Annotated in this window: 26 protein-coding genes; 7 read left to right on the forward strand and 19 right to left on the reverse strand. The window is 67.2% G+C overall.

What is annotated here, in order from left to right; translation table 11 throughout:
* Positions 1-7: 7 nt before the first annotated feature.
* Positions 8-535: a hypothetical protein gene (locus G578_RS0108805; RefSeq protein ID WP_156907241.1), complete on the forward strand. Its 528-nt coding sequence runs from the start codon at positions 8-10 to the stop codon at positions 533-535.
* A gap of 9 nt (positions 536-544) precedes the next feature.
* Here G578_RS0108805 and G578_RS0108810 read toward each other — a convergent pair whose 3' ends face one another.
* Both G578_RS0108810 and G578_RS0108815 read right to left on the reverse strand, forming a co-directional pair.
* Positions 545-1,687, reverse strand: a complete 1,143-nt coding sequence (locus G578_RS0108810) for a CobW family GTP-binding protein (protein WP_028793917.1) — start codon at positions 1,685-1,687, stop codon at positions 545-547.
* Between the two features lie 43 nt (positions 1,688-1,730).
* A complete protein-coding gene (locus tag G578_RS0108815; protein ID WP_028793918.1) occupies positions 1,731-2,231 on the reverse strand; it encodes a transcriptional repressor in 501 nt (166 codons plus the stop codon).
* 154 nt (positions 2,232-2,385) lie between these two features.
* On the opposite strand from G578_RS0108815, the gene G578_RS0108820 reads away from it, so the two are divergent.
* The 4 genes from G578_RS0108820 to G578_RS0108835 are packed head-to-tail and all read left to right on the forward strand — an operon-like array spanning position 2,386 to position 5,904.
* Complete coding sequence (locus G578_RS0108820) at positions 2,386-3,180, forward strand: DUF6134 family protein (protein WP_156907242.1); 795 nt, start codon at positions 2,386-2,388, stop codon at positions 3,178-3,180.
* On the forward strand, positions 3,177-4,700 hold the full coding sequence (locus G578_RS0108825; protein WP_028793920.1) for a cryptochrome/photolyase family protein: 1,524 nt from the start codon (positions 3,177-3,179) through the stop codon (positions 4,698-4,700). Before G578_RS0108820 ends, G578_RS0108825 begins: the two co-directional genes overlap by 4 nt.
* A gap of 12 nt (positions 4,701-4,712) precedes the next feature.
* A complete protein-coding gene (locus G578_RS0108830; RefSeq protein ID WP_028793921.1) occupies positions 4,713-5,465 on the forward strand; it encodes an SDR family NAD(P)-dependent oxidoreductase in 753 nt (250 codons plus the stop codon).
* Positions 5,466-5,478: 13 nt separating this feature from the next.
* Positions 5,479-5,904: a nuclear transport factor 2 family protein gene (locus G578_RS0108835; RefSeq protein WP_028793922.1), complete on the forward strand. Its 426-nt coding sequence runs from the start codon at positions 5,479-5,481 to the stop codon at positions 5,902-5,904.
* Between the two features lie 38 nt (positions 5,905-5,942).
* Here the strand turns inward: G578_RS0108835 and G578_RS25495 are convergent, their stop codons facing one another.
* The 10 genes from G578_RS25495 to G578_RS0108885 all read right to left on the reverse strand — a co-directional run bounded on the left by G578_RS25495 (position 5,943) and on the right by G578_RS0108885 (position 16,597).
* Positions 5,943-6,512 (reverse strand): DUF3833 domain-containing protein, encoded by a 570-nt coding sequence (locus G578_RS25495; RefSeq protein WP_084618777.1) that lies wholly within the window; start codon positions 6,510-6,512, stop codon positions 5,943-5,945.
* Between the two features lie 3 nt (positions 6,513-6,515).
* Positions 6,516-7,883, reverse strand: a complete 1,368-nt coding sequence (locus G578_RS0108845; protein ID WP_051244391.1) for an MFS transporter — start codon at positions 7,881-7,883, stop codon at positions 6,516-6,518.
* Positions 7,876-9,099, reverse strand: a complete 1,224-nt coding sequence (locus tag G578_RS0108850; RefSeq protein WP_028793924.1) for an SAM-dependent methyltransferase — start codon at positions 9,097-9,099, stop codon at positions 7,876-7,878. Before G578_RS0108850 ends, G578_RS0108845 begins: the two co-directional genes overlap by 8 nt.
* A 35-nt stretch (positions 9,100-9,134) precedes the next feature.
* On the reverse strand, positions 9,135-9,953 hold the full coding sequence (locus G578_RS25500; protein ID WP_051244394.1) for a DUF1365 domain-containing protein: 819 nt from the start codon (positions 9,951-9,953) through the stop codon (positions 9,135-9,137).
* A gap of 9 nt (positions 9,954-9,962) precedes the next feature.
* Positions 9,963-11,285: an NAD(P)/FAD-dependent oxidoreductase gene (locus G578_RS0108860; RefSeq protein WP_028793925.1), complete on the reverse strand. Its 1,323-nt coding sequence runs from the start codon at positions 11,283-11,285 to the stop codon at positions 9,963-9,965.
* Between the two features lie 72 nt (positions 11,286-11,357).
* Positions 11,358-12,812, reverse strand: coding sequence for a cryptochrome/photolyase family protein (locus G578_RS0108865; RefSeq protein ID WP_028793926.1), 1,455 nt, complete (start codon positions 12,810-12,812; stop codon positions 11,358-11,360).
* Positions 12,813-12,898: 86 nt separating this feature from the next.
* Entirely contained in the window at positions 12,899-14,086 is a 1,188-nt protein-coding gene (locus tag G578_RS0108870) for an EAL domain-containing protein (RefSeq protein ID WP_028793927.1), read from the reverse strand.
* Complete coding sequence (gene pdeM / locus G578_RS25505) at positions 14,083-14,814, reverse strand: ligase-associated DNA damage response endonuclease PdeM (protein WP_051244397.1); 732 nt, start codon at positions 14,812-14,814, stop codon at positions 14,083-14,085. Before pdeM ends, G578_RS0108870 begins: the two co-directional genes overlap by 4 nt.
* 64 nt (positions 14,815-14,878) lie before the next feature.
* Positions 14,879-15,727 carry an oxygen-dependent coproporphyrinogen oxidase gene (gene hemF / locus G578_RS0108880; protein WP_028793928.1) on the reverse strand — a complete coding sequence of 283 codons (849 nt, stop codon included), beginning with the start codon at positions 15,725-15,727 and terminating at the stop codon, positions 14,879-14,881.
* 81 nt (positions 15,728-15,808) lie between these two features.
* Entirely contained in the window at positions 15,809-16,597 is a 789-nt protein-coding gene (locus G578_RS0108885) for a class I SAM-dependent methyltransferase (RefSeq protein WP_028793929.1), read from the reverse strand.
* A gap of 217 nt (positions 16,598-16,814) precedes the next feature.
* On the opposite strand from G578_RS0108885, the gene G578_RS0108890 reads away from it, so the two are divergent.
* On the forward strand, positions 16,815-17,219 hold the full coding sequence (locus G578_RS0108890; protein ID WP_028793930.1) for a nuclear transport factor 2 family protein: 405 nt from the start codon (positions 16,815-16,817) through the stop codon (positions 17,217-17,219).
* 548 nt (positions 17,220-17,767) lie between these two features.
* On the opposite strand, the gene G578_RS0108895 is transcribed toward G578_RS0108890, so the two are convergent.
* Both G578_RS0108895 and G578_RS25510 read right to left on the reverse strand, forming a co-directional pair.
* Positions 17,768-18,142, reverse strand: a complete 375-nt coding sequence (locus tag G578_RS0108895) for a DUF2852 domain-containing protein (RefSeq protein ID WP_028793931.1) — start codon at positions 18,140-18,142, stop codon at positions 17,768-17,770.
* A gap of 112 nt (positions 18,143-18,254) precedes the next feature.
* Positions 18,255-18,902: a TetR/AcrR family transcriptional regulator gene (locus G578_RS25510; protein WP_038013936.1), complete on the reverse strand. Its 648-nt coding sequence runs from the start codon at positions 18,900-18,902 to the stop codon at positions 18,255-18,257.
* 132 nt (positions 18,903-19,034) lie between these two features.
* Between G578_RS25510 and G578_RS28305 the strand changes: the two genes are divergently transcribed.
* Positions 19,035-19,733 carry a putative 2OG-Fe(II) oxygenase gene (locus G578_RS28305; protein ID WP_028793932.1) on the forward strand — a complete coding sequence of 233 codons (699 nt, stop codon included), beginning with the start codon at positions 19,035-19,037 and terminating at the stop codon, positions 19,731-19,733.
* A gap of 12 nt (positions 19,734-19,745) precedes the next feature.
* Here G578_RS28305 and G578_RS0108910 read toward each other — a convergent pair whose 3' ends face one another.
* The 5 genes from G578_RS0108910 to G578_RS0108930 form a co-directional block, all read right to left on the reverse strand.
* Positions 19,746-20,681, reverse strand: a complete 936-nt coding sequence (locus tag G578_RS0108910; RefSeq protein WP_028793933.1) for a sulfite exporter TauE/SafE family protein — start codon at positions 20,679-20,681, stop codon at positions 19,746-19,748.
* Between the two features lie 126 nt (positions 20,682-20,807).
* On the reverse strand, positions 20,808-21,338 hold the full coding sequence (locus G578_RS0108915; RefSeq protein WP_028793934.1) for a PAS domain-containing protein: 531 nt from the start codon (positions 21,336-21,338) through the stop codon (positions 20,808-20,810).
* 52 nt (positions 21,339-21,390) lie between these two features.
* Positions 21,391-21,951 (reverse strand): PAS domain-containing protein, encoded by a 561-nt coding sequence (locus G578_RS0108920; RefSeq protein ID WP_028793935.1) that lies wholly within the window; start codon positions 21,949-21,951, stop codon positions 21,391-21,393.
* 39 nt (positions 21,952-21,990) lie between these two features.
* The gene (acs, locus tag G578_RS0108925) at positions 21,991-23,931 is read right to left on the reverse strand and encodes an acetate--CoA ligase (protein ID WP_028793936.1); all 1,941 of its coding nucleotides are present in this window, start codon (positions 23,929-23,931) and stop codon (positions 21,991-21,993) included.
* A gap of 181 nt (positions 23,932-24,112) precedes the next feature.
* The gene (locus tag G578_RS0108930; RefSeq protein ID WP_028793937.1) at positions 24,113-24,691 is read right to left on the reverse strand and encodes a regulatory protein RecX; all 579 of its coding nucleotides are present in this window, start codon (positions 24,689-24,691) and stop codon (positions 24,113-24,115) included.
* Positions 24,692-24,713: the final 22 nt, after the last annotated feature.

Raw genomic sequence — 24,713 nt, forward strand, 5'->3', positions numbered from 1 at the left:
GACCGCGATGCGTAAGCTGCTGCTGTGCCTGTTGGGACTTTGGCTCGGACTAGGAGCGGCGGCCGCCGTTGCCGACGACCGGGGGGTGGCCCATAACCGGACGTTCCTGGAGGCCTTCCTGACCCGCTGCATGCCGGCCGCCCATAACCAGACCCCGATCGTCACCGAGGGCATGATCGAACTGCCGGACGAGCTGGCCGAGCAGTGGCTGCAGGGCCAGCCGGGCCGGGTATGGAAGTACAACACCCAGCACGACGTGCTGGTCGCCTCGGACCGGCCGGACCATTGCTTCGTGGTCTCTAAGTACAACGACATCGATAACCTGCGCGACCAGGTCGGATTCTGGTTCTCCAAGGACGCCCTCGGCTTCACTCAGGATCTTTTCGAGACCAAGCAGAGCGGGGAGTTCCGCGCCTCCTACTCGCTCGACCAGGGCGACGGCTGGCGCCGCCGGATCCTGATCCAGGCCCGCCCGGTGCCGGACAGCGGCGGCATCGCCATCATGGGCACCGCCGGGTTCGTGCCGGGGAAGTGATCCGCCCGCTTACGCGAACTCCAGCGCCAGGTAGCTGTTGAAGATCCGGGTCATCTGATCCTGTTCCATGTCGCGGGCGATGATCACCAGCTTGGAGCGGCGGTCGTCGTCGGGCCAGGCGTCGAGCTTGGCCGGCGGGTGGAACAGGTGCTGCACCGCGTGCACCACCACCGGCTGGTCGATCTCCACGACGTTCAGAATGCCCTTCATCCGCAGCAGGTTGGCGCCGTGGGTCTGGACCAGCATGTCCAGGGCCGGCGCGATCTTATTCCACGGAAACGGCTCGTCGAAGGTCAGGCAGAACGCCCGGATGTGGTCGTCGTGCCGGTTCACGTCGTGATGGTGATGGCCGTGGGCATGGTCGTGGCTATGGTCGTGCCCGTGATCATGATGATGGTGTCCGTCCTCGGACTCTTGTTCCCCGGGGCGGTGATAGACGTGGCCCTCGGTGTCCCGATAGGCCTCCTCCTTCAGCCAGCGCTGCACATCGGAGGATTTGGTCATCGGGTTGTACAGGCCGGCGTTGAACAGCTCGGCGGGGTCGATGTCGCCGCTGATCACCCGCAGCACCGGGGCGGCGGGATTGATCGCCGTGATCCGCTGCTCGACCGCCTGGGCGGCCTCCTCGGGGATCAGGTCGGTCTTGGTCAGCACAACCCGGTCGGCGACCGCCGCCTGTTTCACGCTCTCGAACTGGCGATCGAACTGGGTCATGGCGTTGACCGCGTCGACCACGGTGACCACCCCGTCCAGGGTGAAGCGGGTGACCAGGAAGCCGTCGGACATCATGGTATGCAGGATCGGCGCCGGATCGGCCAGGCCGGTCGTCTCGATCACGATCCGGTCGAAATCCGCCACCTCGCCCTTGGCCCGGCGCTTGTACAGCGACTTCATGGTGTCCAGCAGGTCGCCGCGCACGGTGCAGCACAGGCAGCCCGAATTCAGCAGGATGGCGTCCTCGTCCACGCTCTCGATCAGCGTGTGGTCGAGGCCGATCTCGCCGAACTCGTTGATGATCACCGCCACCCGGTTCATCCCCGGATGGGCCAGCAGCGCCTTCAGCAGGGTGGTCTTACCGCTGCCGAGAAAGCCGGTGAGGATGGAGACCGGCATCCGCTCCAGCGGGGAGGGAGGGGCTGTATCGTCGGGCATGGGAGGCTCCCGTGAGAGGCTTGTTGTCTGGTCGTGGGCTTGTCTAGGCGGTGGCCGGCTCGCGGCAATCCGCGCAGAGCCCGGCCACCTCGATGGTGATCCGCTTGACCTGGAAATCCAGACCGTCGGCGTAGTTCCGCAGTTCCCGGTCCAGCGCGCCGCCGGCCAGCTCATGCGCGGCGCCGCAGCTCTGGCAGATCAGGAAGTAGCCGCGATGCGGCCGCTCGGGCTCCGCGCAGCCGACGAAGGCGTTCAGGCTTTCGATCCGATGGACCAGCCCCTGCTCGATGAGGAATTCCAGGGCGCGGTACACGGTCGGCGGCGCGACGCGGCCGTCCGCGCCGTCATCGGCGCGGGCCCGGCTTAGCTTGTCGATCAGGTCATAGGCGCCGATCGGCGCGTGGCTGTCCCAGATCAGCTCCAGCACCCGGCGGCGCAGGTCCGTCAGCCGGGCACCGCGCTGCATGCACACGATCTCGGCCGAGGACAGGGCATCGGCGACGCAGCGGTCGTGATCATGGTCGCTATGGGGAAAGCTGCTCACCGGCCTCGGATCCGTTCGTGTGTCTGCTCCCCAAGATATAGCGCAGCGCCCCCCATCCCACCACCCGGGCAACCGTCACACGGGTGATCCGTTCCTTGCCGCGTACCGTAGACAGGCGCGAAGCCAGGGGGCGCAGACCGGCAAAGAGATCAGCATGAGCGGCACTATCTCCCGTCCACATACCCATCGGCCGTTTTCTCGGCGGCCGTTCTCCCGCCGCGCGGTCCTCGGTGGCTTGGCGGCCACCGGGGCGGCGACGCTCTGGGGTGGGTCCGATGCGATGGCGGCGCCGTCGCTCGCCTCCGCCTATCCCAGCATCCTCAAGTTCCAGGTGACGCGCGACGGCAACCCGATCGGCCATGTGATGGAGCGCTACCGCCCCGTGGGGCAGGACCTGCAGGTCGATGTCTTCATCGGGTTCATGGTGTCGTTGGCCTTCATCCCCGTCTACCGCTACGAGCACCGGTCCCGCGAGACCTGGCGCGACGGCCGTCTGGTGCGGCTCGAGACGGTGACCAACGACAACGGCGACGCGCAGCAGGTCAAAGGCCGTGCCGTGCCGGGCGGCTTCGACGTGGAGGGGATGGAGGGGCCGGTGACGGCGCCGGCGGACATCCTGCCGTCGAGCTACTGGCACCCGCGCTTCACGGACTCCTCCCGCATGCTGGACAGCCAGCTCGGACGGATCCTGGAATTCGACATCGCCAAGGTCGGCAGCGAACGGATCGAGGCGATGGGCCGGCCGGTGGAGGCCGACCGCTTCGCCATGCGCGGAGATATCGACCTGGACTTCTGGTACGACGCGGACCGGGTCTGGCAGAAGATGGCCTTCACCATCAAGGGCGGCTTCATGGAGTACACACGGGTCGCGCCGGCGCCGGAGGACGAGGGGCAGTTCGGCTCGCCCCTGTCGACCGGCATCGCGCTGCCGCCGCCGGGGACCGCGTGACGGTCCTGCGCTTCGTCCTCGGCGACCAGCTTGACCGGGCACTCTCCAGCCTGACGGATCTCGACCCGGACGCGGACGTGGTTCTGATGGTGGAGGTGGCGGACGAGGCGACCTATGTCCCGCACCACCCCAAGAAGATCGCCCTGATCCTCTCCGCCATGCGTCATTTCGCGGCCGGGCTGGAGGCAGACGGCGTGGCGGTCGACTACGTGCGCCTCGATGATCGGGACAACACCGGCAGCTTCACCGGCGAACTCGCCCGGGCGGTCAAACGCCATGGGCCCGACCGTGTCGTGGTGACGGAACCGGGCGAATGGCGGGTCGAGCAGGACATGAAGGCCTGGGAGACGGCGCTGGGCGTGGCGGTGGAGATCCGGGCCGACGATCGCTTCCTGTGTTCCCGCGACACCTTCTCCGCCTGGGCCGAGGGGCGCAAGACCTTCCGCATGGAGCATTTCTATCGCGAGATGCGCAAGCGCACCGGCATCCTGATGGACGGTAGGGCTCCGGCCGGCGGGGAATGGAACTTCGACAAGGAGAACCGCAAGTCGCTGCCGAAGGGGCTGCGGGCGCCGGGCTTCGAGGGGTATGCGCCGGATGCGGTCACCGAGGAGGTTCTTGCCCTGGTCGCCGACCGGTTCGCGGATAATTTCGGCGATCTGGACGGCTTTCGCTTTCCGGTCACCCGCGAGCAGGCGCTCGACCTGCTCGACCGGTTCGTGGAGCACGGACTCGCGCGGTTCGGCGACTATCAGGACGCCATGGCGGTGGGCGAGCCGTTTCTGTTCCATTCGCTGATCTCGCCGGCCTTGAACATCGGATTGCTGCGGCCGCGCGAGGTGATCGAACGGGTCGAGGCGGCCTATCGCGACGGTGCGGCTCCCCTGAACGCGGCGGAAGGGTTCATCCGCCAGATCCTCGGCTGGCGGGAATACGTGCGCGGCATCTACTGGCACGCCATGCCGGACTACGCCGACACGAACGCCTTCAGTGCCGACCGGCCACTGCCGGGCTTCTACTGGAGCGGCGAGACCGACATGCGCTGTCTTGCCGAGGTGATCGGCCAGACCCGGCGCGAGGCCTATGCCCATCACATCCAACGGCTGATGGTGACCGGCTGCTTCGCGCTGCTGATCGGCGCCGACCCGGTCGAGGTGAACGACTGGTACCTTGCGGTCTACGCCGACGCGTTCGAGTGGGTGCAGCTTCCCAACACCCATGGAATGGTGCTGCATGCCGATGGCGGCATGCTCGGCTCCAAGCCCTATGCGGCGTCGGGCAAGTACATCGACCGGATGTCCGATTACTGCCGGCACTGCCGTTTCGACGTGACGGAGACGGAAGGGGAGAACGCGTGCCCCTTCAATGCGTTGTACTGGCGGTTTCTGCATCGCCACGGCGACCGCCTGCGGGACAACCGGCGGATGGCGATGATCTACCGCACCTGGGATCGGTTCGACGCCGAGAGGCGCGACGCGATCCTGGAGCGCGCCGAGACATTTCTTGAGACCTTGAGCTGAAAGGCGGATGCGATGAGCGAACGGACAGTCTGGATCACCGGCGCCAGTTCCGGCATCGGCCGGGCGGTTGCCCTGCAGATGGCACGCGACGGCTGGCGCGTTGTCGGCTCCGCGCGGCGGCAGGAGGCGCTGGACGAACTGGCGGCTGAGGGACCGGCCGGACGGATCACCGGCGTCGCGGTCGACGTCACCGACCCGGAGGCGACAAGGGCGGCCGTGGCCCGTATCGAAGCCGAGATCGGGCCGATCGACCGGGCAATCCTGGCCGCGGGCACCCACATCCCGACCTCGGCCGACGACTTCAAACCGGAGGATTTCCGCACCCTGGTGGAAGTCAACCTGATGGGCGTGGTCCATGCCACGGCGGCCGTCCTGCCGGGCTTCAAGCAGCGCCGCGCCGGCCATCTGGTGGTTGTCGCCAGCGTCGCCGGCTATGGTGGACTGCCGACCGCCGCCGGCTATGGCGCGACCAAGGCCGGGCTGATCAACTTCACGGAGTCCATGAAGTTCGATCTGGACGAATGGGGCGTGAAGACGCAGCTCGTCTGCCCCGGATTCGTGCGCACGCCGCTGACCGACCGGAACGAGTTTTCCATGCCTTTCCTGATGAAGGTGGAGGATGCGGCCGAGGCGATGGTGAAGGGCATGGAGGGCGGCGGTTTCGAGATCACCTTCCCCAAGCGTTTCACCTGGCTGGTCAAGGCCATGTCGGCTCTGCCCTATGCGCTGTATTTCCCGATGGTCCGCAAGGGAACCCGGAAATGAGGGGGGTTCGGGGATGATCGACGGCCGACGCAACCTGGATGCCTATCTTGCCGCCTATGAGCTGATGGGGCCGGACCGGCTCGACGTGTTCGACGATGTCTGCGACCCGGATGTGCGGTTCGTGGACCCCTTCAACGACCTGCATGGCCTGGAGAGGTTCAAGGACGTGTACCGGCACATGTACGCGACCCTTGAGAACCCGCGCTTCACCATCCTCGACCGGGCCGCGGGAGACATGGCGGGCTATATCCGCTGGCGGTTCGATTTCGGTCTGCGCGGGCGGGCGATGACGATCGACGGGATGTCGGAGGTCGTCTTCGGACCGGACGGGCGTGTGGTGGCCCATATCGATCACTGGGACGCCGGCTCTCAGGTCTATGCGCGCGTACCGGTGCTGGGCGCGCTGATCCGCTGGGTGCGGGGCAGGCTGGCGGTTTAGCTCTCTTCCTCCGCCGGGATGACGAGGAGGGCTAGATATTAAGCCGCCTCCCGGTCCTCGTCGGTATCGGCCTTCTGGGCGTTCCGCTTCTGGAAGAACAGGGTCACGGTGCCGAGTTCGATGCCGAATTTCGTGACATGGGCCCGGTTCACCATCACGCCGTCCGGCTGCAGGAACATCCAGTCGTCGAACCGGACCTTCACGTCATGGCCCTGGATGTTGAGTTCCATCTCGTAGGTCCAGCTGAAGGCCGACCCCTCGGTCTGTCCCTCCGCGGTGCCGATGACGTCGCTGGCCCGCCCGACATAGCTGTTCTCGCCGACCTTCTCGATCCGCCAGACCCGCTGGTCCTTCTCGCCGTCGGCGTAGTCGAAGCGCTCGTCCAGCGTGAGCGTTGTTCCGTCCCATTCGCCCGTGATGTCCACGACGAACTGGCGCCGCAGATTGCCGAACCGGTCCTCGAAGATGCCCCAGGCCTTGGTCTTGCCCGCGAAATACTCCTCCAGAACAAGCGTCGGCGTGGTTCCTTTGAAATCGTCGATCTGCATTGACTGACACCCCCCCAATATCAGGAGAACCGATACTGCATACGCGATTCGGTGGAACATGGATCAGCCTCCAGCCTTATTTTCAGTCTCTTTACGCAGGATCTCGATGCGCAGATGAGCATGGGCGTCGCGATCGAGGGGGAAGCGCCACATCAGGGCGATCGCCACCGCCTTGAGCAGCACCGGCAGTCCGCCATAGAGCAGGGCCAGGACCAGCAGCGGCCCCTCCGCGTTGGTTCCGGCCGCCTCGAAGCCGGCGACGTCCAGCAGGCCGAACGCGATGCCCACCGCCAGCGCCAGGGCCAGCTTCGTCGCCATGCCCCAGAAGGCGAAGTAAAGCCCGGTCCGCCGGCCGCCGCCCCGTGCGGTGTCCACGTCCACCACGTCCGCCTGGATCGCGCTCGGCAGGGTCAGGTCGGCGCCGAGGCAGAGGCCGGTCGCCACGCAGATCGCCAGAAAGATTGTCGCGTCGCCGGCGCCGAGCAGCGGGACGAAGGCGAAGATGGCCGCGTTCAGGATCATGGCGGTGCACCAGGTCCTGTGCTTGCCCAGCCGGCGTGCCACAAGCAGCCAGAAGGGGACGCCGAGGATGCCGCACAGGAAGTAGACGAAGAGCAGCAGTCCCTGTTTCTCCGGCGCGGCCAGCACGTGCTCGACGAAGAGCAGGAACAGGGTCGCGGGCAGGCCGTTGGCGAGCCCGTTGATCAAATAGGCCACGATCAGCCGCAGGAACGGGCGGTTGCGCAGCAGCAGGCGCCGGGATTCCGACCAGGGAAGCGGATTCGGCGCGGCGGTTCGATGGTCGGGCACGACGGAGGCCGCGGCGGCGATGGTTGCCGGCAGCACCAGCATCAGCGCGATGGCGAGGGCGCCCAGCGCCGTCCCCGGGCGCACGTCGCCGTCGATTCCCAGGAACACCGGCGTGCCGGCGGCAAGCAGCGTGCCGATGACCACGCAGGCCTCGCGGGATCCGGCGATGCGGCTGCGCTCGTCGTAGTCGTCGGACAGCTCGGCCCCCCAGGCGCCGTGGGGTAGTTGGATCATGGTCCAGCCGAGATAGAGCGCCAGGCTCCAGCCCAGCAGATGCCAGGCGCCGGCGTCCTCCGGCGGGCGGAACACCATCCAGACCGCCAGCATGACCAGCGGGACGGCGGCGATCATCCAGGGCCGGCGCCGTCCGAACCGGCTCCGCGTGCGGTCCGACAGCGCGCCGATCACCGGATCGGTCACCACGTCCCACAACCGCGCGGCCAGCAGGATGGTCCCCACCGTCGCCAGGGAGAGGCCGACCTCCTGGGAGTAGAAGGTCGGCAGGAAGATGAAGAGCGGCACGCCGAGCGCGCCGACCGGCAGTCCCGGCAGGCCATAGGCGATCAACCGGGCGGGCGACAGGCTCCCGCCGACGCCCGCGGGCCGGGCGTCATCAGCCACGCTGGAACGCGAAATGCCGGACGTCGATGTTTCCGGAGCGGAACCCGCCCTCGCAATAGGCGAGGTAGTAGAGCCACATCCGCTTGAAACGCTCGTCGAAGCCGAGACCGGCGATCTCCGGCCAGGTGTTCAGGAACCGGTCGCGCCACTCGGCCAGGGTACGGGCGTAGTCCAGCCCGAACGCCCGCTCGTCCTGCGGGGTCAGCCCAACCTGGGCGGCATGGTCGATCACGTGCTCGCGGGTCGGCAGCATGCCGCCTGGGAAGATGTAGCGCTGGATGAAATCCGGGTTGCGCCGGTAGTCGTCGAAGGAGTCCGGTTCGATGGTGATGATCTGCAGCGCCGCCCGGCCGCCGGCCGTCAACCGGTTCGTCACGGTCTGGAAGAAGGCCGGCCAGTATTTCTCGCCGACCGCCTCGAACATCTCGATGGAGGCGACCGCGTCGTAGCTACCCCGCACGTCGCGGTAGTCGCACAGCTCGACGGTGATCCGATCGCTGAGCCCGGCCGCGGCCGCGCGATCGCGTGCATAGGCGAGCTGCTCGGTCGACAGGGTGACGCCGTGGACCCGCGCGCCGTAGTCGCGGGCCGCCACCTCGGCGAACCCGCCCCAGCCGCAGCCGATCTCCAGCACGCTCTGACCGGGCTGCAGGTCGAGGTCCCGGGCCAGCCGGTGGTACTTGGCCTGCTGCGCCGCCTCCAGGTCCTGCTGGGTGCCGTCGAACAGGGCGGCGGAGTAGGTCATGCTGGGGTCGAGCCAGCGCTCGTAGAACGCGTTGCCCAGGTCGTAGTGGTAGCTGATGTTGCGCCGCGCGCCGCTGCGGGAGTTCCGGTTCAGCACATGGATGGCCCGGCGCAGCAGCTTGGCCAGCGGGTGGGCGCGGGTGTGATGCTCGATCGCCGCCTTGTTACGGCAGAACAGCTCGACCAGGGCGGTCAGGTCGGGGCTCTCGGCCTCGTCCTCGATGAAGGCCTCGGCGAAGCCCAGGTCGCCGCCCATCATGAACCGGCGGACCACGCCGGTGTCCTTCAGGCGGACCGTGGCCGAGGGACCCGGCTCGCGGCCCTCGAAGGTGAGCTGCCGGCCGTCCGGGAACTGGACGGTCAGCCGGCCGACGGCAAGGCGGGTCAGCAGGGACATGCCACGGCGGGTCCAGGCATCGAGCCCGCTGAGGTCGAACTGAGCAAGCGGTGTGGACACGGCGGTGTCGGACATCGGTGCGACTTCCCTCTTGTCTGGCGCTGTTGCTTCTAGGCGGCCTTCGCCGGCCGCGCGTGTGTGTGCCGCGCGGTGCCGCGCGACACGGGGTCATCCGGCGGCGCCGGTCGGGAATGAAACTTCGCCTTTTTCGACCAGAGCCGAAGCGCTTCCCAATGAATCCCGGCGATCACCTTGATCGTATTCAGCGGATGCGTGATTAACGTGGCCAACAGGGCGCCGTCGTTCAAGGCGCGGCGCTCGGCCCTGTGGGTCGCGATCATACGGTCGGCGCCGTCCGGGCCGACGAGGCGGATCAGCAGCCCCAGAGTGTCCGACGGCTCGCCGGTGCGGAAACGGTAGCCGCCGGCAACGTCGAAGAACGGCGAGACATAGAGCAGCTTCTCCGCCTCCTGGACCAGCGGTTCGCCGGGCACGTGGTCCGGCCCGGCGGGCACGAAGTAGCAGTGCTGGTCGCCGAAGGTGTTCTTCACCTCGTAGAGCACCCCGGCGAGCGATCCGTCGGCCCGGTAGCCCCAGTACACCGTCAGCGGATTGAAGGCGTAGCCCAGGGTGCGGGGGATGCAGAAGCACAGCACCCGGCCGCCGGGAATGGCGCTGCCCTGGTCGGCGAAGACGGCCTCGACCCACGGCTTGAGCGCGGCGCCGTCGCGCGGACCGTGGTCGCGCTGATGGAAGGAGAACAGGTTCGCGCGATCCACCGAGAAGACCCGCAGGCCCCGGTCCAGATCCGCAAGCTCGTCCAGATCGACCAGCAGCGAGGCGACCCGGTATCGGAAACGGTGACGCTTCGGGGCGAGGCGACAATGCATCACCTTGCCGAGATAGAGGGCGGAGCGGCGAGCGGTCATCGCGTGTCCTCAGTCGGCGGCTTCGACGGACCGGGGCGTCGCGGACAGCGGCATGCCGTCCGCCGGCTCGACCGTCTCCGCCCAGGGCGGCGTGCTGCCGAGCGCCTTGGCCACCGCGATGCCGGCCCGCAGGCCGTCCTCGTGGAAGCCCCAGCCGCAATAGCTGCCGCAGAACCAGGTCCGGTGCCGGCCCTGGATCTCCGGCAGAAGTCCCTGGGCGCCGATCGCGGCGGTGTCGAAGACCGGATGGTCGTACTCGACCCGGGCGAAGACGCTGGCCGGATCCGGCTCGGTCAACGGGTTGAGGCTGACGAAGAGCGGATACCGCCGGTCGATGTTCTGCAACCGGTTCATCCAGTAGGAGACGGCGACGTCTCGCCCGCCGTCGCTACTCGCCGACAGGTAGTTCCAGGACGCCCAGAGCCGCTTGCGCCGCGGCATCAGCGCCGCGTCGCGGTGCAGGATCGCGGTGTTCTTCTGGTAGGAGAAGCAGCCGAGGATCGAGCGTTCCCGGGGATCGGGCTGATCCAGCATGGCCAGGGCGGCGTCGCCATGGGTGGCGATCACCACCTCGTCGAAGCGCTCGCTTCCGCTGTCGGTCACCACGTCGACGCCGAAGCTGTCCCGCCGGATCCGCCGCACCGGCGTGGACAGCCGGATCCGTGACGCGAAGGGTTCGGAGATCCGCCGCACATACTCCCGCGACCCGCCGGTCACCGTGTGCCATTGCGGTCGGGCGGCGAAGTCGAGCAGGCCGTGATTGCAGAAGAACCGCACGAAGGAGCGCGCCGGAAAGGTCAGCATCGTCTCCACCGGGCAGGACCAGATCGCGGCGGCCATGGGCAGCAGGTGGTCCTCGATGAAGCCGGGGCCGTAGCCTTCCCGCGTCAGGTATTCGCCAAGGGTGGGGGAGTCGTCGTTCGCCGGCCCCAGAAGCAGGGACGGGGCGGTGCGGTAGAACCGGACCAGGTCGCGGATCATCCGCCAGTAGCGCGCGCTCATCAGGTTGGCCGGCTGGGCGGTGAAACCGGCGAAGGAGCCTTCGTATTCGAGCCTGCCCCCATCCACCGAGACGGCAAAGGACATGTCGCTCCTCTCGGTGGCGACACCGAGCTCGGCGAACAGTGCGATCAGGTTCGGATAGGTGCGCTCGTTATAGACGATGAAGCCGGTATCCACCGGAATCGGGGTGCCGTCATAGTCGACTTCGACGGTGTTGCTATGGCCTCCGAGCCGGTCAGCGGCCTCGAACACGGTGACCTCGTGATCGCGGTTCAGCAGCCAGGCGGCGGAAAGACCCGAAATTCCGGACCCGATGACGGCGATGCGCATAGGCTGTCTCTCTCCCTTGGTGGCTCCCATCATACGAGCCGGAGCGGAGCCCGGATCAGGGAGGCGGCGCGATCACCGCTTCTTGATCGTCTCCAGCGCCTCCAGCGCCCGCTTCCGCGCGCCCGCATGATCGACGATCGGACGCGGGTAGGTCTTGCCCAGGGTAACGCCGGCCTCCGACAGCTCCATCGGTTTCGCCTCCCATGGCTTATGGATCACCGCGTCGGGAAGCTTCGCCAGTTCCGGAACCCAGCGCCGGACATAGGCGCCGTCGCCGTCGAACTTCTCGCCCTGGAGCACCGGGTTGAAGATCCGGAAATAGGGGGCGGCATCCGCCCCGCAGCCGGCGACCCACTGCCAGCTCGCGGCATTGTTGGCGAGGTCGGCATCGACCAGGGTGTCCCAGAACCAGGCTTCGCCCTCGCGCCAGTGTATCAGCAGGTCTTTGATCAGAAACGAGGCGGCGATCATCCGGACCCGGTTATGCATCCAGCCGGTATGCCAGAGCTCGCGCATGCCGGCATCGACGATGGGATAGCCGGTCCGTCCCCGCTGCCACGCCGTCAGGCCGTCGGGATCGTCGCGCCAGGGAAAGTCCTCGAACTCGCGCTTCAGCGAGACCTCCGGCAGGTCGGGATTGTGGAACAGCAGGTTGTAGGAGAACTCGCGCCAGCAGATCTCCGACAGGAAGCTCGCCGTGCCGCGATCCATCGGCTCGTTGCTGCGGGCCTCGCTGGCCAGCCGGGCGGCGTGCCAGATCCGTCGGGGCGAGATCTCGCCGAAATGCAGATGCGGCGAGAGGGCGGAGGTGGCCGCGGTGCCGGGGATATCGCGCTTGGCCTTGTAGTCGGGAACGGCCTCGTCGAGGAACCGCTCCAGGCGCTCAGCCGCCCCGGCTTCGCCCGGCGTCCAGGTCGCGCGGAGGCCGCCGGCCCAGTCAGGCCGCGTCGGCAGCAGGGACCAGTCGTCGAGCCCCTCGCTGCCCGTGGCCGTCGCCGGCGCGCGGAGCATCTTCGGCGCGGCCAGCGGCGCGGCCGGGTCGCCCTTGGCCTGCACCGCCCGCCAGAACGGCGAGAAGACCTTCAGCGGCGTACCCTGTTTGGAGACGATCTCCCAGGGCTCGTAGAGCAGGCTGCCGTTGAAGCTCTGCACCTCGATGTCGCGCTTCTTCAGGGCCGTCTTGATCCGGCCGTCGCGCTCGGTCGCCCAGGGCTCGTACCGCCGGTTCCAGTAGACGGCGTCGGCGCCGGTCTCCTGAATGACGGCATCGATCACGTCGGCGGCCTTCCCGCGCCGCAGGATCAGCGGGCTGCCAGCCTTCGACAGGGCCTTGGCGAGGTCCTTCAGCGCGTGGTGCAGCCACCAGCGCGACGCACCGCCTGGACGCCAGTCGCCCGCGTCGTCATCGTCGAGAACGAACAGCGGGATCACCGGCCCGCCGCGCGTCACGGCGGCGGCGAGGGCGGGATTGTCGTCCAGGCGCAGGTCGCGTCGGAACCAGAGAAGGGTCGGGGCGGTTTCAGGCATGAAAGGCTTGGGCCGGTTGCGGTCGGTAACATGAGGTACGCGGCCGCGCGTGCGCCGGATCAGGCCGACGCCCGGTCTGGAGACGGCTAGCGCCGTTGGGAGCGGGGTTTCCGGCCATGGGGCGCTGTCGTCGTGGGCTTTTCGGCCGCGACCGGGTGGCTGAGACGGGCATCCACGCCCCATCCCTGGACCAGATGGATGCCGAGGGCCAGCGCGGTCTCGATCGCGGCCTCGTCCGGGCAGTGGTGCAGAACGATACGGTCACGGCCGATGCGGTCCAGCATCTCGGTCAGCCGGGTGCGGGCGTCACCGTCGAGGCTCGCCAGGTCCGGTGCCCATTCGACCTTGATAAACCGAATATCGGACGAAGCCTCGGCCATGTGCGCCAAGGACGTCCAAGGTACGGCGTCCACCGCGACCGTCGCCTCGAGATCGGTGAAGCGGCGAAGGGCCGCGGCGAACCGATCCGGCGCGTCGATCATCTCGATATGGGACAGCTCGAAGATCAGATGCCGGCGCCAGTCGAAGCGCTGGTCGAGCAGGAAGGTCTCGAAGCTGTCGGACAGGACCGTGGACAGATGGATGTTGATCGACAGCCGCCGGTCGGTCTGGGCGCGGTCGCGCGAGAGGTGGAGCAGCATGCGCCGGTCCAGGATCTCGGTGACCCGGTCGAAAAGCCAGGGATTGCGGGTCAGCGGGATGCCGTAGAGCGTCTGGACCGCCTGAATGGAGGTGAAGATCTCGATCGCCAGGATCGACGGCGCTGCCGGGTCCGACAGATCGACGATCGCCTGTTCGCGCAGCAGGTTCGAGATATCGGCTGCGGCGAGATTGCGCTCGATCGCCAGGAACGCGGCCAGGGCCCTGCCGTCGTCGTCCTCGGCTCGGAAATCCGGGCGGTTCTCGACCGCCTTGGCCATCTCCCGGCAGGCGGTCAGGAACGGCTCGGGGCGGGTCTGCAGGGCGAACCTGGTCTCTTGGATAGGCGGTTTGCCGTGGGCCACCAGGAGGGACGAGAGCGATTTCACGGCGGTCTCAAGCGTCGCAGCGTCGCTGGTGCGGACAACGAAGCAGATCCGGTGGTCCGCCAGATCGAAGCGCTGGGCATCGAGCTGTCGGGCGCGCTCCTGCAGCCGGCCGACCAGGACGCGGAAGAACGCCGGATCGTCGATATGCGGCACGTGGGACAGGTCGACGAGCAGCGCGGTCGCATCGGGGTGCTCCTCGGCGGCCTTCACGGCCAGGGCCAGCAGGTCCGCCTCGCGCGTTCTCATCGCACGCTCTCTCGCCGTTCCACGGGCGTGCCGATCTGCGCCGGCGGTGGGGACAGAAGCTCGGAGGAGGGAACGCGCCAGACCCGTCCCGACTGCAGCAGCGCCACCTCGAACCGGCGCGCGAACAGCCGGCGCAGATCCGGCGCGCACACATCGAGGCCGCCGGTATAGGCACCGAATGCCGGCAGGATCAGCCGCGCGCCGTCATTCACGAAGCAGCGTCCGGAGACGGTGCGGCCCTTGATCCGCAGCCGGGCCACGGGGTGGTAGTGGCCGGAGATCTCGCCCGGGCCGCCGGTGTCCCTGGCCTCGTGACGGAAGGTCAGCGGGCCGTCCACCAGCCCGTCGGTGACGATGCCGCCGAGGCCGCTCGGCGGGCCCGGGTCATGATTGCCGGTGATCCAGATCCACGCCACCGTCTCGACCAGGCGGTCCAGCGCGGCGCGGTCCATGTCGTCGAGCCGGGCGGATCCGGCCGCGTCGTGAAAGCTGTCGCCGACGCAGATCACCCGGCGCGGCCGATGGGTTTCGATGGCGGCGGCCAGCCGGGCGACGGTCGCCCGGGTGTCGTAGGGCGGCAGCAGCGTGCCCTTGCGCGCCAGGCTCGAGCCCTTCTCCAGATGCAGGTCGGCCACGATCAGCGTTTCGCGCGCCGGCCAGATCAGCACGCCGCCGGGATCGGCCAGCAGTTCGACACCGTTCAGGATCAGGGAGACGGGTTTGGTCATCCGTTGACGGTAGCGGCGGGATGCGGCCGGTCAAGCGCCACGTGGCCGCCCCTGGACGCCGGTCTCAGGGCCAGCGCACTTCCGGCGGCAGGCTCATCAGAATCGCCTCCACGTTGCCGCCGGTCTTTAGCCCGAAGATCGTGCCGCGGTCGTAGAGCAGGTTGAACTCCACGTAGCGGCCGCGCCGCACGAGCTGGTGCTCGCGCTCGGCTGGCGTCCAGTCCTCGTTCATCCGCCGGGCGGCGATCTTCGGGTAGGTCTCCAGGAAGGCCAGCCCGACATCCTTGGTGAAGGCGAAGGCGCTGTCGAAATCCTGGTCCAGGTAGTCGTAGAAGATGCCGCCGATGCCGCGCGGCTCGTCGCGGTGCTTCAGGTGAAAGTACTCGTCGCACCATTCCTTGAACCTCGGATAGTACGCCGGGTCGTGCTTGTCGCAGGCGGCCTTGAGGCCGGCATGGAAGGCGTCGGTATCGACCTGCTCCGGCACCATCGGCGTCAGGTCGGCGCCGCCGCCGAACCAGCTCTTGGTGGTGGCGATGTGCCGGGTGTTCATATGCACGGCCGGCACCTTGGGCGACTGCATATGGGCGACCAGGGAGATGCCGGTGGCGAAGAACCGCGGGTCCTCGTCGGCGCCGGGGATCTGCTTGCGGAACTCCTCGGAGAACTCGCCGTGGACCGTGGAGATGTTGACCCCGACCTTCTCGAAGACCCGGCCCTTCATCACGGACATCACCCCGCCGCCACCGCCGTCCCGCTCCCAGGGCTTGCGTTCGAACCGGCCCGGCGCGCGGTCCCTCAGCGGGCCGTCGTAGCTGTCCTCCAGCGCTTCGAATGCGGCGCAGATCCTGTCGCGCAGTTCCTCGAACCAGCTCTGGGCGGTGGTGCGCTGATCGTCGGACGAGAGGTACATGGCGCCGCTCCTGCCGGGCTTCGGGACTGAGCAGAGAGAAGCACCGCCGACCGCACAGGGCAAGCACCTGCGCGCCGCCGGTCAGTGTCCCTTGTGCCGGGGCCGGGTGGCGTAGAGGGCGGAGAAGGCGAGGCGCTCCTCGAACAGTCCGGTGGGCTCCAGGGCAAGCAGGCGGGAGCGGGCATCTATCGCGAAGCTGTCGACCCGCGTTCCGAGACGCTTGGGATTGAAATACGAGGTGGAGAACATGTGACCGATCGCGTCGTCCACGGTCCACCGCCGCGCCACCGGATACAGTACCCGCTCGACCTCGCTGAAGGTGGAGGCGTGCAGGAACTCTTCATGATGGCCGCGGCTGGCCGCGCCGGGGATGCCGTCCGGGCACCAGTCCCGCTTCAGGGCCTCGACCACCTGTCCGATCCGCGTCTCCGATCGGGTCCTGGTATCCTCATGCACGATTACCACGCCGCCGCCGGGCTCGAGCACCCGCTCCAGGCGTGCCAGGACCAGCGCCCGGTCGGTCCAGTGGAACGACCGGCCGAACAGGGCGACCCGCGCCGGGCCGTCCTCCGGCCCGACCGCCTCGGCGGTCTTGTTGGCGAAGAGGATGTCGGCGCCGAGTTCCGCCGCCTTGCGTTGGGCGGCGGCCAGCATGGCGCTGTTCGGCTCGATCCCGGTCACCGTCACCCCCAGATCATGCAGCCCGAAGGTCAGGGACCCGGGACCGCAGCCGATGTCGAGGACCCGGCCGATGCCGTCCTCCAGGGTGAAGCGCCTGACGATGTCGGCGATCATCTCCGGCGGATAGGCGAGGCGGTGGCGGACGTAGTGATCGACGGCGCTGTCGAAGAGAGTGGTGGTGTCGACCATGACGGGGCGGGCCGTAGGATGGTGAGGGAACCGCGAGCATACCCGATCCGCATGACGGATCGAGGTGCGGATCGACCGTCGCCCGCGCGGGCACCGGTTCCGTCATTGCCCCTTGGGCGTGCCCCATTGCCCCTTGGGCGTACCCAGGGCCCCCTGTACTCTGGCGCCAACCGATCCATGTGATCGGGGTGACAATCCATCGATGCAGGAGGACTCCATGACCAAGGCCTATGCAGAAATCACCGAGCTGATGCAGCGCTACTTCGACGGCTTCTACAACGGCGACGTGGAACTCCTGAAGACGGTGTTCCATCCGAGCTGCCATCTGCTGTCGGCCCGCGACGGCTCGCTCACCGATGACGACATGGACGCGGTCTACGCGCGGGTCGCCGGTCGTGCGGCCCCGGCCGCCAACGGCGAGACCAATCGCGACCGTATCCTGTCGATCGACCTCGCCAACCCTGAACTGGCCCTGGCCAAGGTGCAGATCGCCATCGGCCAGAAGCTGTTCACGGACTACCTGAACTGCATTCGGATCGGCGGCGAGTGGAAGATCATCTCCAAGGTCTTCACCTACGACCTGATGGATCAGGCCACCGTGAGCGCTCAGGCTGCCGAATAGGCGCGGTGACGGCCGTCACCGTGGCAGCGGTGAAGGATTTGGGGTGAAAGTCTCGGGGTGTAAGACACCGGGGTGAAGGTCTCGGGCGGTTGAGGGAAGTGTCGCTTTCCTCGACCTTCCCGTCTTCCCGGGCCTGCCCCGGGACCGAGACATCGGCGTGATGGAGCGCCGGAGACTGTTCCCTTGCCGTTCCAGCGGTTCCGATCCTCGGTCCCGGCGCGAGGCCGGGAAGACGGTTGAGAGCGGGGGAAACTCGCCGGCCGGGTAGCGCATCCAGCCTTAGGGAAAGTTCCCCTTAGAGACCGACTCCCCACGTTCTGCCGATGTTTCTACCTGCCGATGCTTCTGCGGGATGCTTTTTGTTTTTCAATTTATTAATGCTCTAAATGCAGAGGTTGCATCCATCACGGCGCCGTGTGAACTGGCTCGTTGACCGAAACTTTTTCTAGTTGTGACGTCCTGCTGGCGGGGCCCGAAGACGACGAAGGCCCGCTCCAGGCGGGCCTTCTCTCTTTCGGTCATGTCTGCCGCATCGGACCCGGGGCGTGTCAGGCCGGGGTTGCGTCCGGCGACGGGCCGTCTGGGCGGGACCGGCGCTGGGACATGAACTGGTCGAACTCGGCCTTGTCCTTGGCCCGGCGGAGCTGCTCCAGGAAATCCTGGAACTCCTGCTGCTCTTCCTCGAGCCGGCGCAGGGTCTCGGCCTTGTAGTCGTCGAAGGCGGCATTGCCGCTCGATCCGCTGGCGCGGGACTCTGACTTCCACCACTGACCGCGGCTACGCTTGAAACAACCCATCCGTCCACTCCACATCATGTAACCCAGGATCGCGAGGCCGATCGGCCAGAAAACGACGAAGCCGGCGACCATCAGCCCGATCCAGGCCGGTTTGCCGTATTCATCGAGCTTGTGAACCAGCTCCATAGAACCTCCAATGTTAATGTTTATAACATTTACATAAGAGATCGCGCCGGGCGTATCAAGAAGGACGAGCGGAAAAATTCGTGTGAGAAATCCCGCAATCGTCGGCGCGTCGTCAGCGCTGGTGGACCGGCAGTCCCAGGCCCTGCAGATAGACCAGCACGCCGGCCTCCAGCAGCTCTTCCGGCGTCATCGGCAGGGACCGTGAACCGCCGGCGTTGCGGGTGAACAGGGAGGCGACCCCGTGGGCCAGGCTCCAGACATGCAGGGCGACCATCAGGGCCGGCGGTCGTTCGCCCTCCGGCGCCAGTGCACATAGGGTGTCGGCGGCCCGGCGCAAGACCGAGAAGGCCTCGTCCGAGGCGCGGCGCAGCTCCGGCGTGGCGTTGCGGTCGATCCCGGCCTCGAACATCGCCGAATAGTGGGACGGCTCCTCGCGGGCGAAGGCGAGATAGGCCTGACCGGCGCGTTCGAAGGCGGCGAAGGGATCGGGCTTGCCGTCGTCCCAGGCCGCCGCGAGCTTGTCGGCGAACAGGGTGAAGCCGCGCTCGGCCACATCGGCGAGCAGGGCGTCGCGGTCGCGGAAATGCCGGTAGGGGGCGGCCGGGCTGACCCCGGCGGAGCGGGCCGCATCGGCGAAGCTGAAGCCACCGGCGCCCTTTTCGGCAATCAGGTTCAGGGCGGCCTGTATCAGGGCCTCCTTCAGATTGCCGTGGTGATAGCCGCGCCGCGGGCCACCGGATCCGTCTCTCGACCAGCTCATGAACGCCTAATTAGGCCATCGTCCGGGGGAATGCAGCCGCAATCGTCGCCCGGATGGTTGACGGGGGCGGTTGACGCGGGAGCGGGGCGATAGCATTGCTGTGCCATCGACTGATCCGCTGCCGAGGGCGCGATGGCCACCATCCTGAACTGCTTTCCGCTGACCGTGTACAAGGACCGGCTGGGCCTCGACCAGGCCTATCGCCGCCAGATCGGCGACGCGGTGATCAACGCCTACCGCACCGGCTCCAAGGCGGGGGTGTCCAAGACCAGCGCCTGGACCGGCGACCGCAACGGCCGCGAGTTCCTGCACTTGGAACCGGCGATGGCGCCGATGTTCAAGGGAGTGCATGCCCGGATGGTGGACTATCTGCGGGCGCTGAAGATCGACCCGTCGAAGCTCGACCTGCACTACACCCGGTCCTGGGGCACGGTGAGCGAGCCGGGCCAGTCGATCCGTCGTCACCGCCACAACCAGAGCCACATCTCGGTGGTGTACTACCCGGTCAAGGATGCCGGCACCGGCAACCTGGTGTTCCACCTGCCGGACCCGCTGAACGAATTCTCCCCCGGCCTGTTCGAGCAGCATTCCCGCGACATGGGGTTGATCACCGAGAGCAACATCCTGAATTCCGAGATGGTCGACCTGCCGGTGGAGGAGGACGACATCGTCATCTTCCCGTCGAAGACCTATCACGGCACCGAGCCCAACAACACGCCGGGCACCCGGATCTCCATCGCCATCGACGTGGTGATCACCCTGAAGGACAGCGGCGGCGTGGAATACCTGATGCCGCCGGCGGAGAAGTGGCGGAAATCCCAGGACGTGTGATCCGTCCCGGCCTCAGTGACTGTTGAGGACCTCGGGATGCAGGGACTCGACGCTGAACAGTTCCGTCGGCGTGGCGGTGAGATCGACGGCGAGCTTGAGGCTGACCGCCAGCACCATCAGGGCCAGCAGGCCGCGGAGCTGTTCGCCGCGCAGGTTGGCGCCGAGCCGGGTGCCGATCTGGGCGCCGACCACGCCGCCGATCAGCAGCACGATGGCCAGAACCACGTCCACGGTCTGTGTATTGATCGCCTGCAGGAAGACGACGTTGGCGGTCACGAAGATGATCTGGAACAGCGAGGTGCCGACGACCACGCTGGTCGGCATGCCGAGCAGGTAGATCATCGCCGGCACCAGGATGAAGCCGCCGCCCACGCCCATCATCGCCGTCAGCGTGCCGATCACCACGCCCACGCCCAGCGGCAGCAGCACGCTGATATACAGCTTCGACTTGCGGAACCGCATCTTGAACGGCAGGCCGTGCAGCCAGGTGTGCTGATGGATCTTGCGTCGCCGCGGCGTGGCCGAGCGGGTGCGCCGGATCGAGCGAATGCTCTCGTTCAGCATCAGCCCGCCGATGCTGCCCAGCAGGATCACGTAGCTGAGCCGGATGACCAGATCGATCTGGCCGATCGAGCGCAGCGCGTTGAACAGCACGACGCCGATCGTCGAGCCGAGAATGCCGCCCAGCAGCAGGACCGTGCCCATGCGCAGGTCGACATTGCCGCGCCGCCAGTGGGCGAGCACGCCGGATACCGAGGCGCCGACGATCTGGTTGGCGCTGGTCGCCACCGCCACCGCCGGCGGAATGCCGATGAAGATCAGCAGCGGGGTCATCAGGAAGCCGCCGCCGACGCCGAACAGTCCGGAGAGGATGCCGATCGCGCCACCCAGCCCAAGGATCACCAGAAGGTTCACGGAAACCTCGGCGATCGGCAGGTAGACGTGCATGGCGTGCTGCCCGGTTTGAGAAGCGGATCGTATCTTATGCGCCCGTTCCCGTGGGGCCTGTCAATGACCCGACGTCATTCGCCGCGACTCTGGCAAAGATTTTCAGGTCGCAGAGACCGGTGGGTCTCAGTCGGGGATGCCGGCGCCGATATCGAGAAACCGTCGGTCGAGCACCTCGGTGACCGTCGCCACCCCGTCATTGCCGAAATCGAAATCCGGCTCCTGCGACGGCTCGGTCGTCGAACAGGAGTAGAACCAGCGCACGCCGGTGTCGTCGCGCACCGGAAAGCCGAGCGAGATCCGCTCCATGGTCAGCCCGCGCCAGGCGACCGAGCGCATGCGCGTGTACATGCCGCAGGGCGTCGCGCAGGCAGCGAAGAACGGCCGGGCGGCGGCCTTGCGGCGCTCCGCGGGCACCATGTCGAGATAGTTGCGGCCGGTGATCTCCTCGTCATAGGCGCGCCCGATCACCGTGCCCACGATCCGCAGGCGGATGTCTGTGGGCGAGATCAGCTCGTGCACCACCATATGGGCCAGCGCACGGCCAAGCCGCTCGGGGTGGAAGTCGCGCCGATGGGGGACGAGGCCGGTCTTCGGCAGGGCGGCCCAGTGGTCGGCGAACGTCTGCAGGGTGGGATTGAGGCCGAGATCCGTCACGCCGTAACCTCCTCGACGCGCAATGGCGCGCGCCGCGGGACGTGGGCACCGTTCAATCGTTGAACTCCGGCACGCCTGCCCCGATGTCGATATAGCGCCGATCGAGAACGTTCATCACCTTCAACGCGTCGCGGGCGTCGACATAGGTCTTCCGCTCCACCGCCGGGTTGGAGCAGAAATAGACGAGCTTCGCCGTGCCGTGGTCGTCGCGCATGGGAAAGGCGATGGACTCCCGGGTGAGAACGGTGCCGTTGGCGGCGGTCGAGCACAGGTGCACCAGCATGGCGGCCGGCTGTTCGCAGACCAGGAAAATCGCCCGCGAGGCCTTTTCCCGCCGGGCCTCGTCGACGAAATCGAGATAGTTCCGGCCGGTGATCTCCTGGCCGTAATCGTCGACCACCGCCGTGCCGACCAGCCGCAGCTTCAGGTGCTCGGGCGAGACCAGTTCGTGAATCACCAAGTTGGCCAGCAGCCCGGGGATGCGTTCCGGCTCGAAATGCCGGCGGCTGGGGATCAGGTCGACGGACGGCAGGGACAGCCAGTAGCGGGCGAACGCGACGGACAATTCCGTCGCGTTCTCTAGGTTGGCCATGATCTGGTCGTCTCGCGACATGCCCGCTCCCCTTTCGAGGATGGGCCAGATGCCTGACGCCTATCCCCTGTTCATCCGGTTTTCGACCAGGTCATCGACCACGGCCGGATCTGCCAGGGTGGAGGTATCGCCGAGCTGATCATGCTCGTTTGCGGCGATTTTCCGCAGGATCCGTCGCATGATCTTGCCCGATCGGGTCTTTGGCAACCCCGGTGCCCATTGGATGAGGTCCGGCGAGGCGATGGGTCCGATTTCCTTGCGCACCCACTGGACCAGTTCCTTGCGCAGCTCCTCGCTCGGCTCCTCGCCGGCGTTAAGGGTGACATAGGCGTAGATGCCCTGACCCTTGAGGTCGTGCGGATAGCCGACCACGGCGGATTCCGCGACCTTGGAATGGGCGACCAGCGCACTCTCGACCTCGGCGGTCCCCATCCGGTGGCCCGAGACGTTGATCACGTCGTCGACGCGGCCGGTGATCCAGTAATAGCCGTCGGCATCGCGCCGGCAGCCGTCGCCGGAGAAATAGCGGCCCGGGAAGGTTGTGAAATAGGTCTGGATGAAGCGCTCGTGGTCGCCGTAGACCGTGCGCATCTGACCCGGCCAACTGTCCTCGATGCAGAGGTTGCCCTCGGTCGCCCCCTCCAGGTCGTTGTGCTCGTTGTCGACCACGACCGGCTTGATGCCGAAGAACGGCAGGGTGGCGGAGCCGGGCTTCAGTGAGGTGGCGCCGGGCAGCGGCGAAATCAGGATGCCGCCGGTCTCGGTCTGCCACCAGGTGTCGACCACCGGGCAGCGCTCGTCGCCGACCACGCGGTGATACCACAGCCAGGCTTCCGGGTTGATCGGCTCGCCCACGGAGCCGAGCAGGCGCAGCGACGAACGGTCGGTCTTCTTTACCGGGTCCTCGCCCTCGCGCATCAGCGCGCGGATGGCGGTCGGGGCGGTGTAGAAGGTGTTCACCTTGTGCTTGTCGACCACGTCCCAGAACCGGCTGGTGTTGGGATAGTTCGGCACACCTTCGAACATCAGCGTCGTCGCCCCGTTGGCCAGCGGGCCGTAGAGGATGTAGCTGTGGCCGGTAACCCAGCCGACATCGGCGGTGCACCAGTAGACCTCGCCCGGCTTGTAGTCGAAGACGTATTCGTGGGTCATCGACGCATAGACCAAATAGCCGCCCGAGGTGTGCAGGACGCCCTTGGGCTTACCGGTCGAGCCCGAGGTGTAGAGGATGAACAGCGGGTCTTCCGCGCCGATCTCCTCCGGCGGGCAGTCCGGCGAGGCCGCGGCGGTGACGTCGTGGTACCAGTGGTCGCGACCCTCGACCATGGTGACGTCGTCGCCGGTGTGCTGGACGACGATCACGGTCTTGCAGTTCGGGCAGTGCTCGAGCGCCTCGTCGGCGTTCTTCTTCAGCGGGATGTGACGGCCGCCGCGCATGCCGGCATCGGAGGTGATCAGCACCGTGCTGTCGCAATCCTCGATGCGGCCGTGCAGACTCTCCGGCGAGAAGCCGCCGAACACCACGGAGTGAATCGCGCCGATCCGCGCGCAGGCCAGCATCGCGTAGGCGGCCTCGGGGATCATCGGCATGTAGATGGTGACCCGGTCGCCCTTCTTGACGCCCAGATCCTTCATCGCGTTGGCCAGGCGGCAGACCTGCTCGTGGAGTTCGCGATAGGTGATCGTCTTGCTGACGTTCGGCTCGTCGCCTTCCCAGATGATGGCGGCCTGGTCGGCCTTGTCGGCGAGATGGCGGTCGATGCAGTTCGCTGCCACGTTCAGCGTGCCGTCCTCGTACCAGCGGATGTGCAGGTCGCTGGCGTCGTAGGAGACGTCCTTCACCTTGGTATACGGCTTGATCCAGTCGATCCGCTTGCCGTGCTCGCCCCAGAACCCTTCGGGGTCCTCGATCGAGCGCTTGTACATCTCCTGGTACTTGGCGGTATCGACCAGGGCGTTGGCGGCGAACTCCGCTGGTACCTCAAGGATGTCTGTGGACATGCGATCGCTCCCTCTGCCCTCTGCTTTTCTACCCCTGTCCGGGGAGGTTTTCAGACCGCAGTATCTGCATCGGGCGCGTGGTTAACAAGATGCGGGTCCGAAGTTTCCCGACGACAGGACGGATTATGTCAAGGAACGCGAAACCTTGCGGCCGGTTCTGTCAAAGGATTTACAACACGGTTTACAGCGTATCGCCGCGCATCGCCTCCTCCAGCGCGTCCGCGTCTTCCAGGTCCAGGACCCGCCGGGCGATATCGAGGGAGAAGCCGGCGCGGGCCAGCGCGGCCATGTCCCGGTCCCGGCGGTCCTCCCGTTCCTCCGGAGCGCGCAGCGGCCCGAGCCGGCGCCGTCGAGCGAAGCGGCAGGCGGCGGCGATCTCGGCTGCCTCGCTGTCCTCGCCGTCCTGCTCCTCCAGCACCGTGTCGATCAGCTCGCCGTCGACACCCTTCTCGCGCAGCTTGAGCGCGATCCGGCGGGCGGAGTCGCCGCGGCGGCGCAGGCTGGCGGCCTTGCCTTCGGCGAAGCTGCGGTCGTCGACCAGGCCCGAGGCGGCGTAGCGCGCGACGACGTCCTCGACCCAGGGCGTCGCCTCGGCCGGATCGCAGCGTTCCTCCCACGCCGCCTTGTCGACACGGCGCATCAGGACGCGGCGCAGGCCTTCCACGGAGCTGGCATAGCGTTCCAGATAGTGCAGGGCGGCGCGCTCCAGATAGGCCTTGGTCAGCGGGCCGCGCTTCTTTCCACGAGGGGGCTGTCTCATGGGGCGAGACTAGCACGCCTGG

The sequence above is a fragment of the Thalassobaculum salexigens DSM 19539 genome (assembly GCF_000423805.1).
In the GTDB taxonomy this organism is placed as follows: domain Bacteria; phylum Pseudomonadota; class Alphaproteobacteria; order Thalassobaculales; family Thalassobaculaceae; genus Thalassobaculum; species Thalassobaculum litoreum.

Bases quoted from the DNA above. Each gene is read 5' to 3' on its own strand.
- G578_RS0108805 (WP_156907241.1), top strand. From the start codon at position 8: ATGCGTAAGCTGCTGCTGTGCCTGTTGGGACTTTGGCTCGGACTAGGA.
- G578_RS28305 (WP_028793932.1), top strand. From the start codon at position 19,035: ATGGCCACCATCCTGAACTGCTTTCCGCTGACCGTGTACAAGGACCGG.
- hemF (WP_028793928.1), bottom strand. From the start codon at position 15,727: ATGTACCTCTCGTCCGACGATCAGCGCACCACCGCCCAGAGCTGGTTC.
- G578_RS0108820 (WP_156907242.1), top strand. From the start codon at position 2,386: ATGAGCGGCACTATCTCCCGTCCACATACCCATCGGCCGTTTTCTCGG.
- G578_RS0108930 (WP_028793937.1), bottom strand. From the start codon at position 24,691: ATGAGACAGCCCCCTCGTGGAAAGAAGCGCGGCCCGCTGACCAAGGCC.
- G578_RS25500 (WP_051244394.1), bottom strand. From the start codon at position 9,953: ATGACCGCTCGCCGCTCCGCCCTCTATCTCGGCAAGGTGATGCATTGT.
- G578_RS0108870 (WP_028793927.1), bottom strand. From the start codon at position 14,086: ATGAGAACGCGCGAGGCGGACCTGCTGGCCCTGGCCGTGAAGGCCGCC.
- G578_RS0108890 (WP_028793930.1), top strand. From the start codon at position 16,815: ATGACCAAGGCCTATGCAGAAATCACCGAGCTGATGCAGCGCTACTTC.
- G578_RS25510 (WP_038013936.1), bottom strand. From the start codon at position 18,902: ATGAGCTGGTCGAGAGACGGATCCGGTGGCCCGCGGCGCGGCTATCAC.
- G578_RS0108895 (WP_028793931.1), bottom strand. From the start codon at position 18,142: ATGGAGCTGGTTCACAAGCTCGATGAATACGGCAAACCGGCCTGGATC.
- G578_RS25495 (WP_084618777.1), bottom strand. From the start codon at position 6,512: ATGTTCCACCGAATCGCGTATGCAGTATCGGTTCTCCTGATATTGGGG.
- G578_RS0108865 (WP_028793926.1), bottom strand. From the start codon at position 12,812: ATGCCTGAAACCGCCCCGACCCTTCTCTGGTTCCGACGCGACCTGCGC.
- G578_RS0108860 (WP_028793925.1), bottom strand. From the start codon at position 11,285: ATGCGCATCGCCGTCATCGGGTCCGGAATTTCGGGTCTTTCCGCCGCC.
- G578_RS0108830 (WP_028793921.1), top strand. From the start codon at position 4,713: ATGAGCGAACGGACAGTCTGGATCACCGGCGCCAGTTCCGGCATCGGC.
- G578_RS0108810 (WP_028793917.1), bottom strand. From the start codon at position 1,687: ATGCCCGACGATACAGCCCCTCCCTCCCCGCTGGAGCGGATGCCGGTC.
- G578_RS0108850 (WP_028793924.1), bottom strand. From the start codon at position 9,099: ATGTCCGACACCGCCGTGTCCACACCGCTTGCTCAGTTCGACCTCAGC.
- G578_RS0108885 (WP_028793929.1), bottom strand. From the start codon at position 16,597: ATGGTCGACACCACCACTCTCTTCGACAGCGCCGTCGATCACTACGTC.
- G578_RS0108910 (WP_028793933.1), bottom strand. From the start codon at position 20,681: ATGCACGTCTACCTGCCGATCGCCGAGGTTTCCGTGAACCTTCTGGTG.
- G578_RS0108835 (WP_028793922.1), top strand. From the start codon at position 5,479: ATGATCGACGGCCGACGCAACCTGGATGCCTATCTTGCCGCCTATGAG.
- G578_RS0108920 (WP_028793935.1), bottom strand. From the start codon at position 21,951: ATGTCGCGAGACGACCAGATCATGGCCAACCTAGAGAACGCGACGGAA.
- pdeM (WP_051244397.1), bottom strand. From the start codon at position 14,814: ATGACCAAACCCGTCTCCCTGATCCTGAACGGTGTCGAACTGCTGGCC.
- acs (WP_028793936.1), bottom strand. From the start codon at position 23,931: ATGTCCACAGACATCCTTGAGGTACCAGCGGAGTTCGCCGCCAACGCC.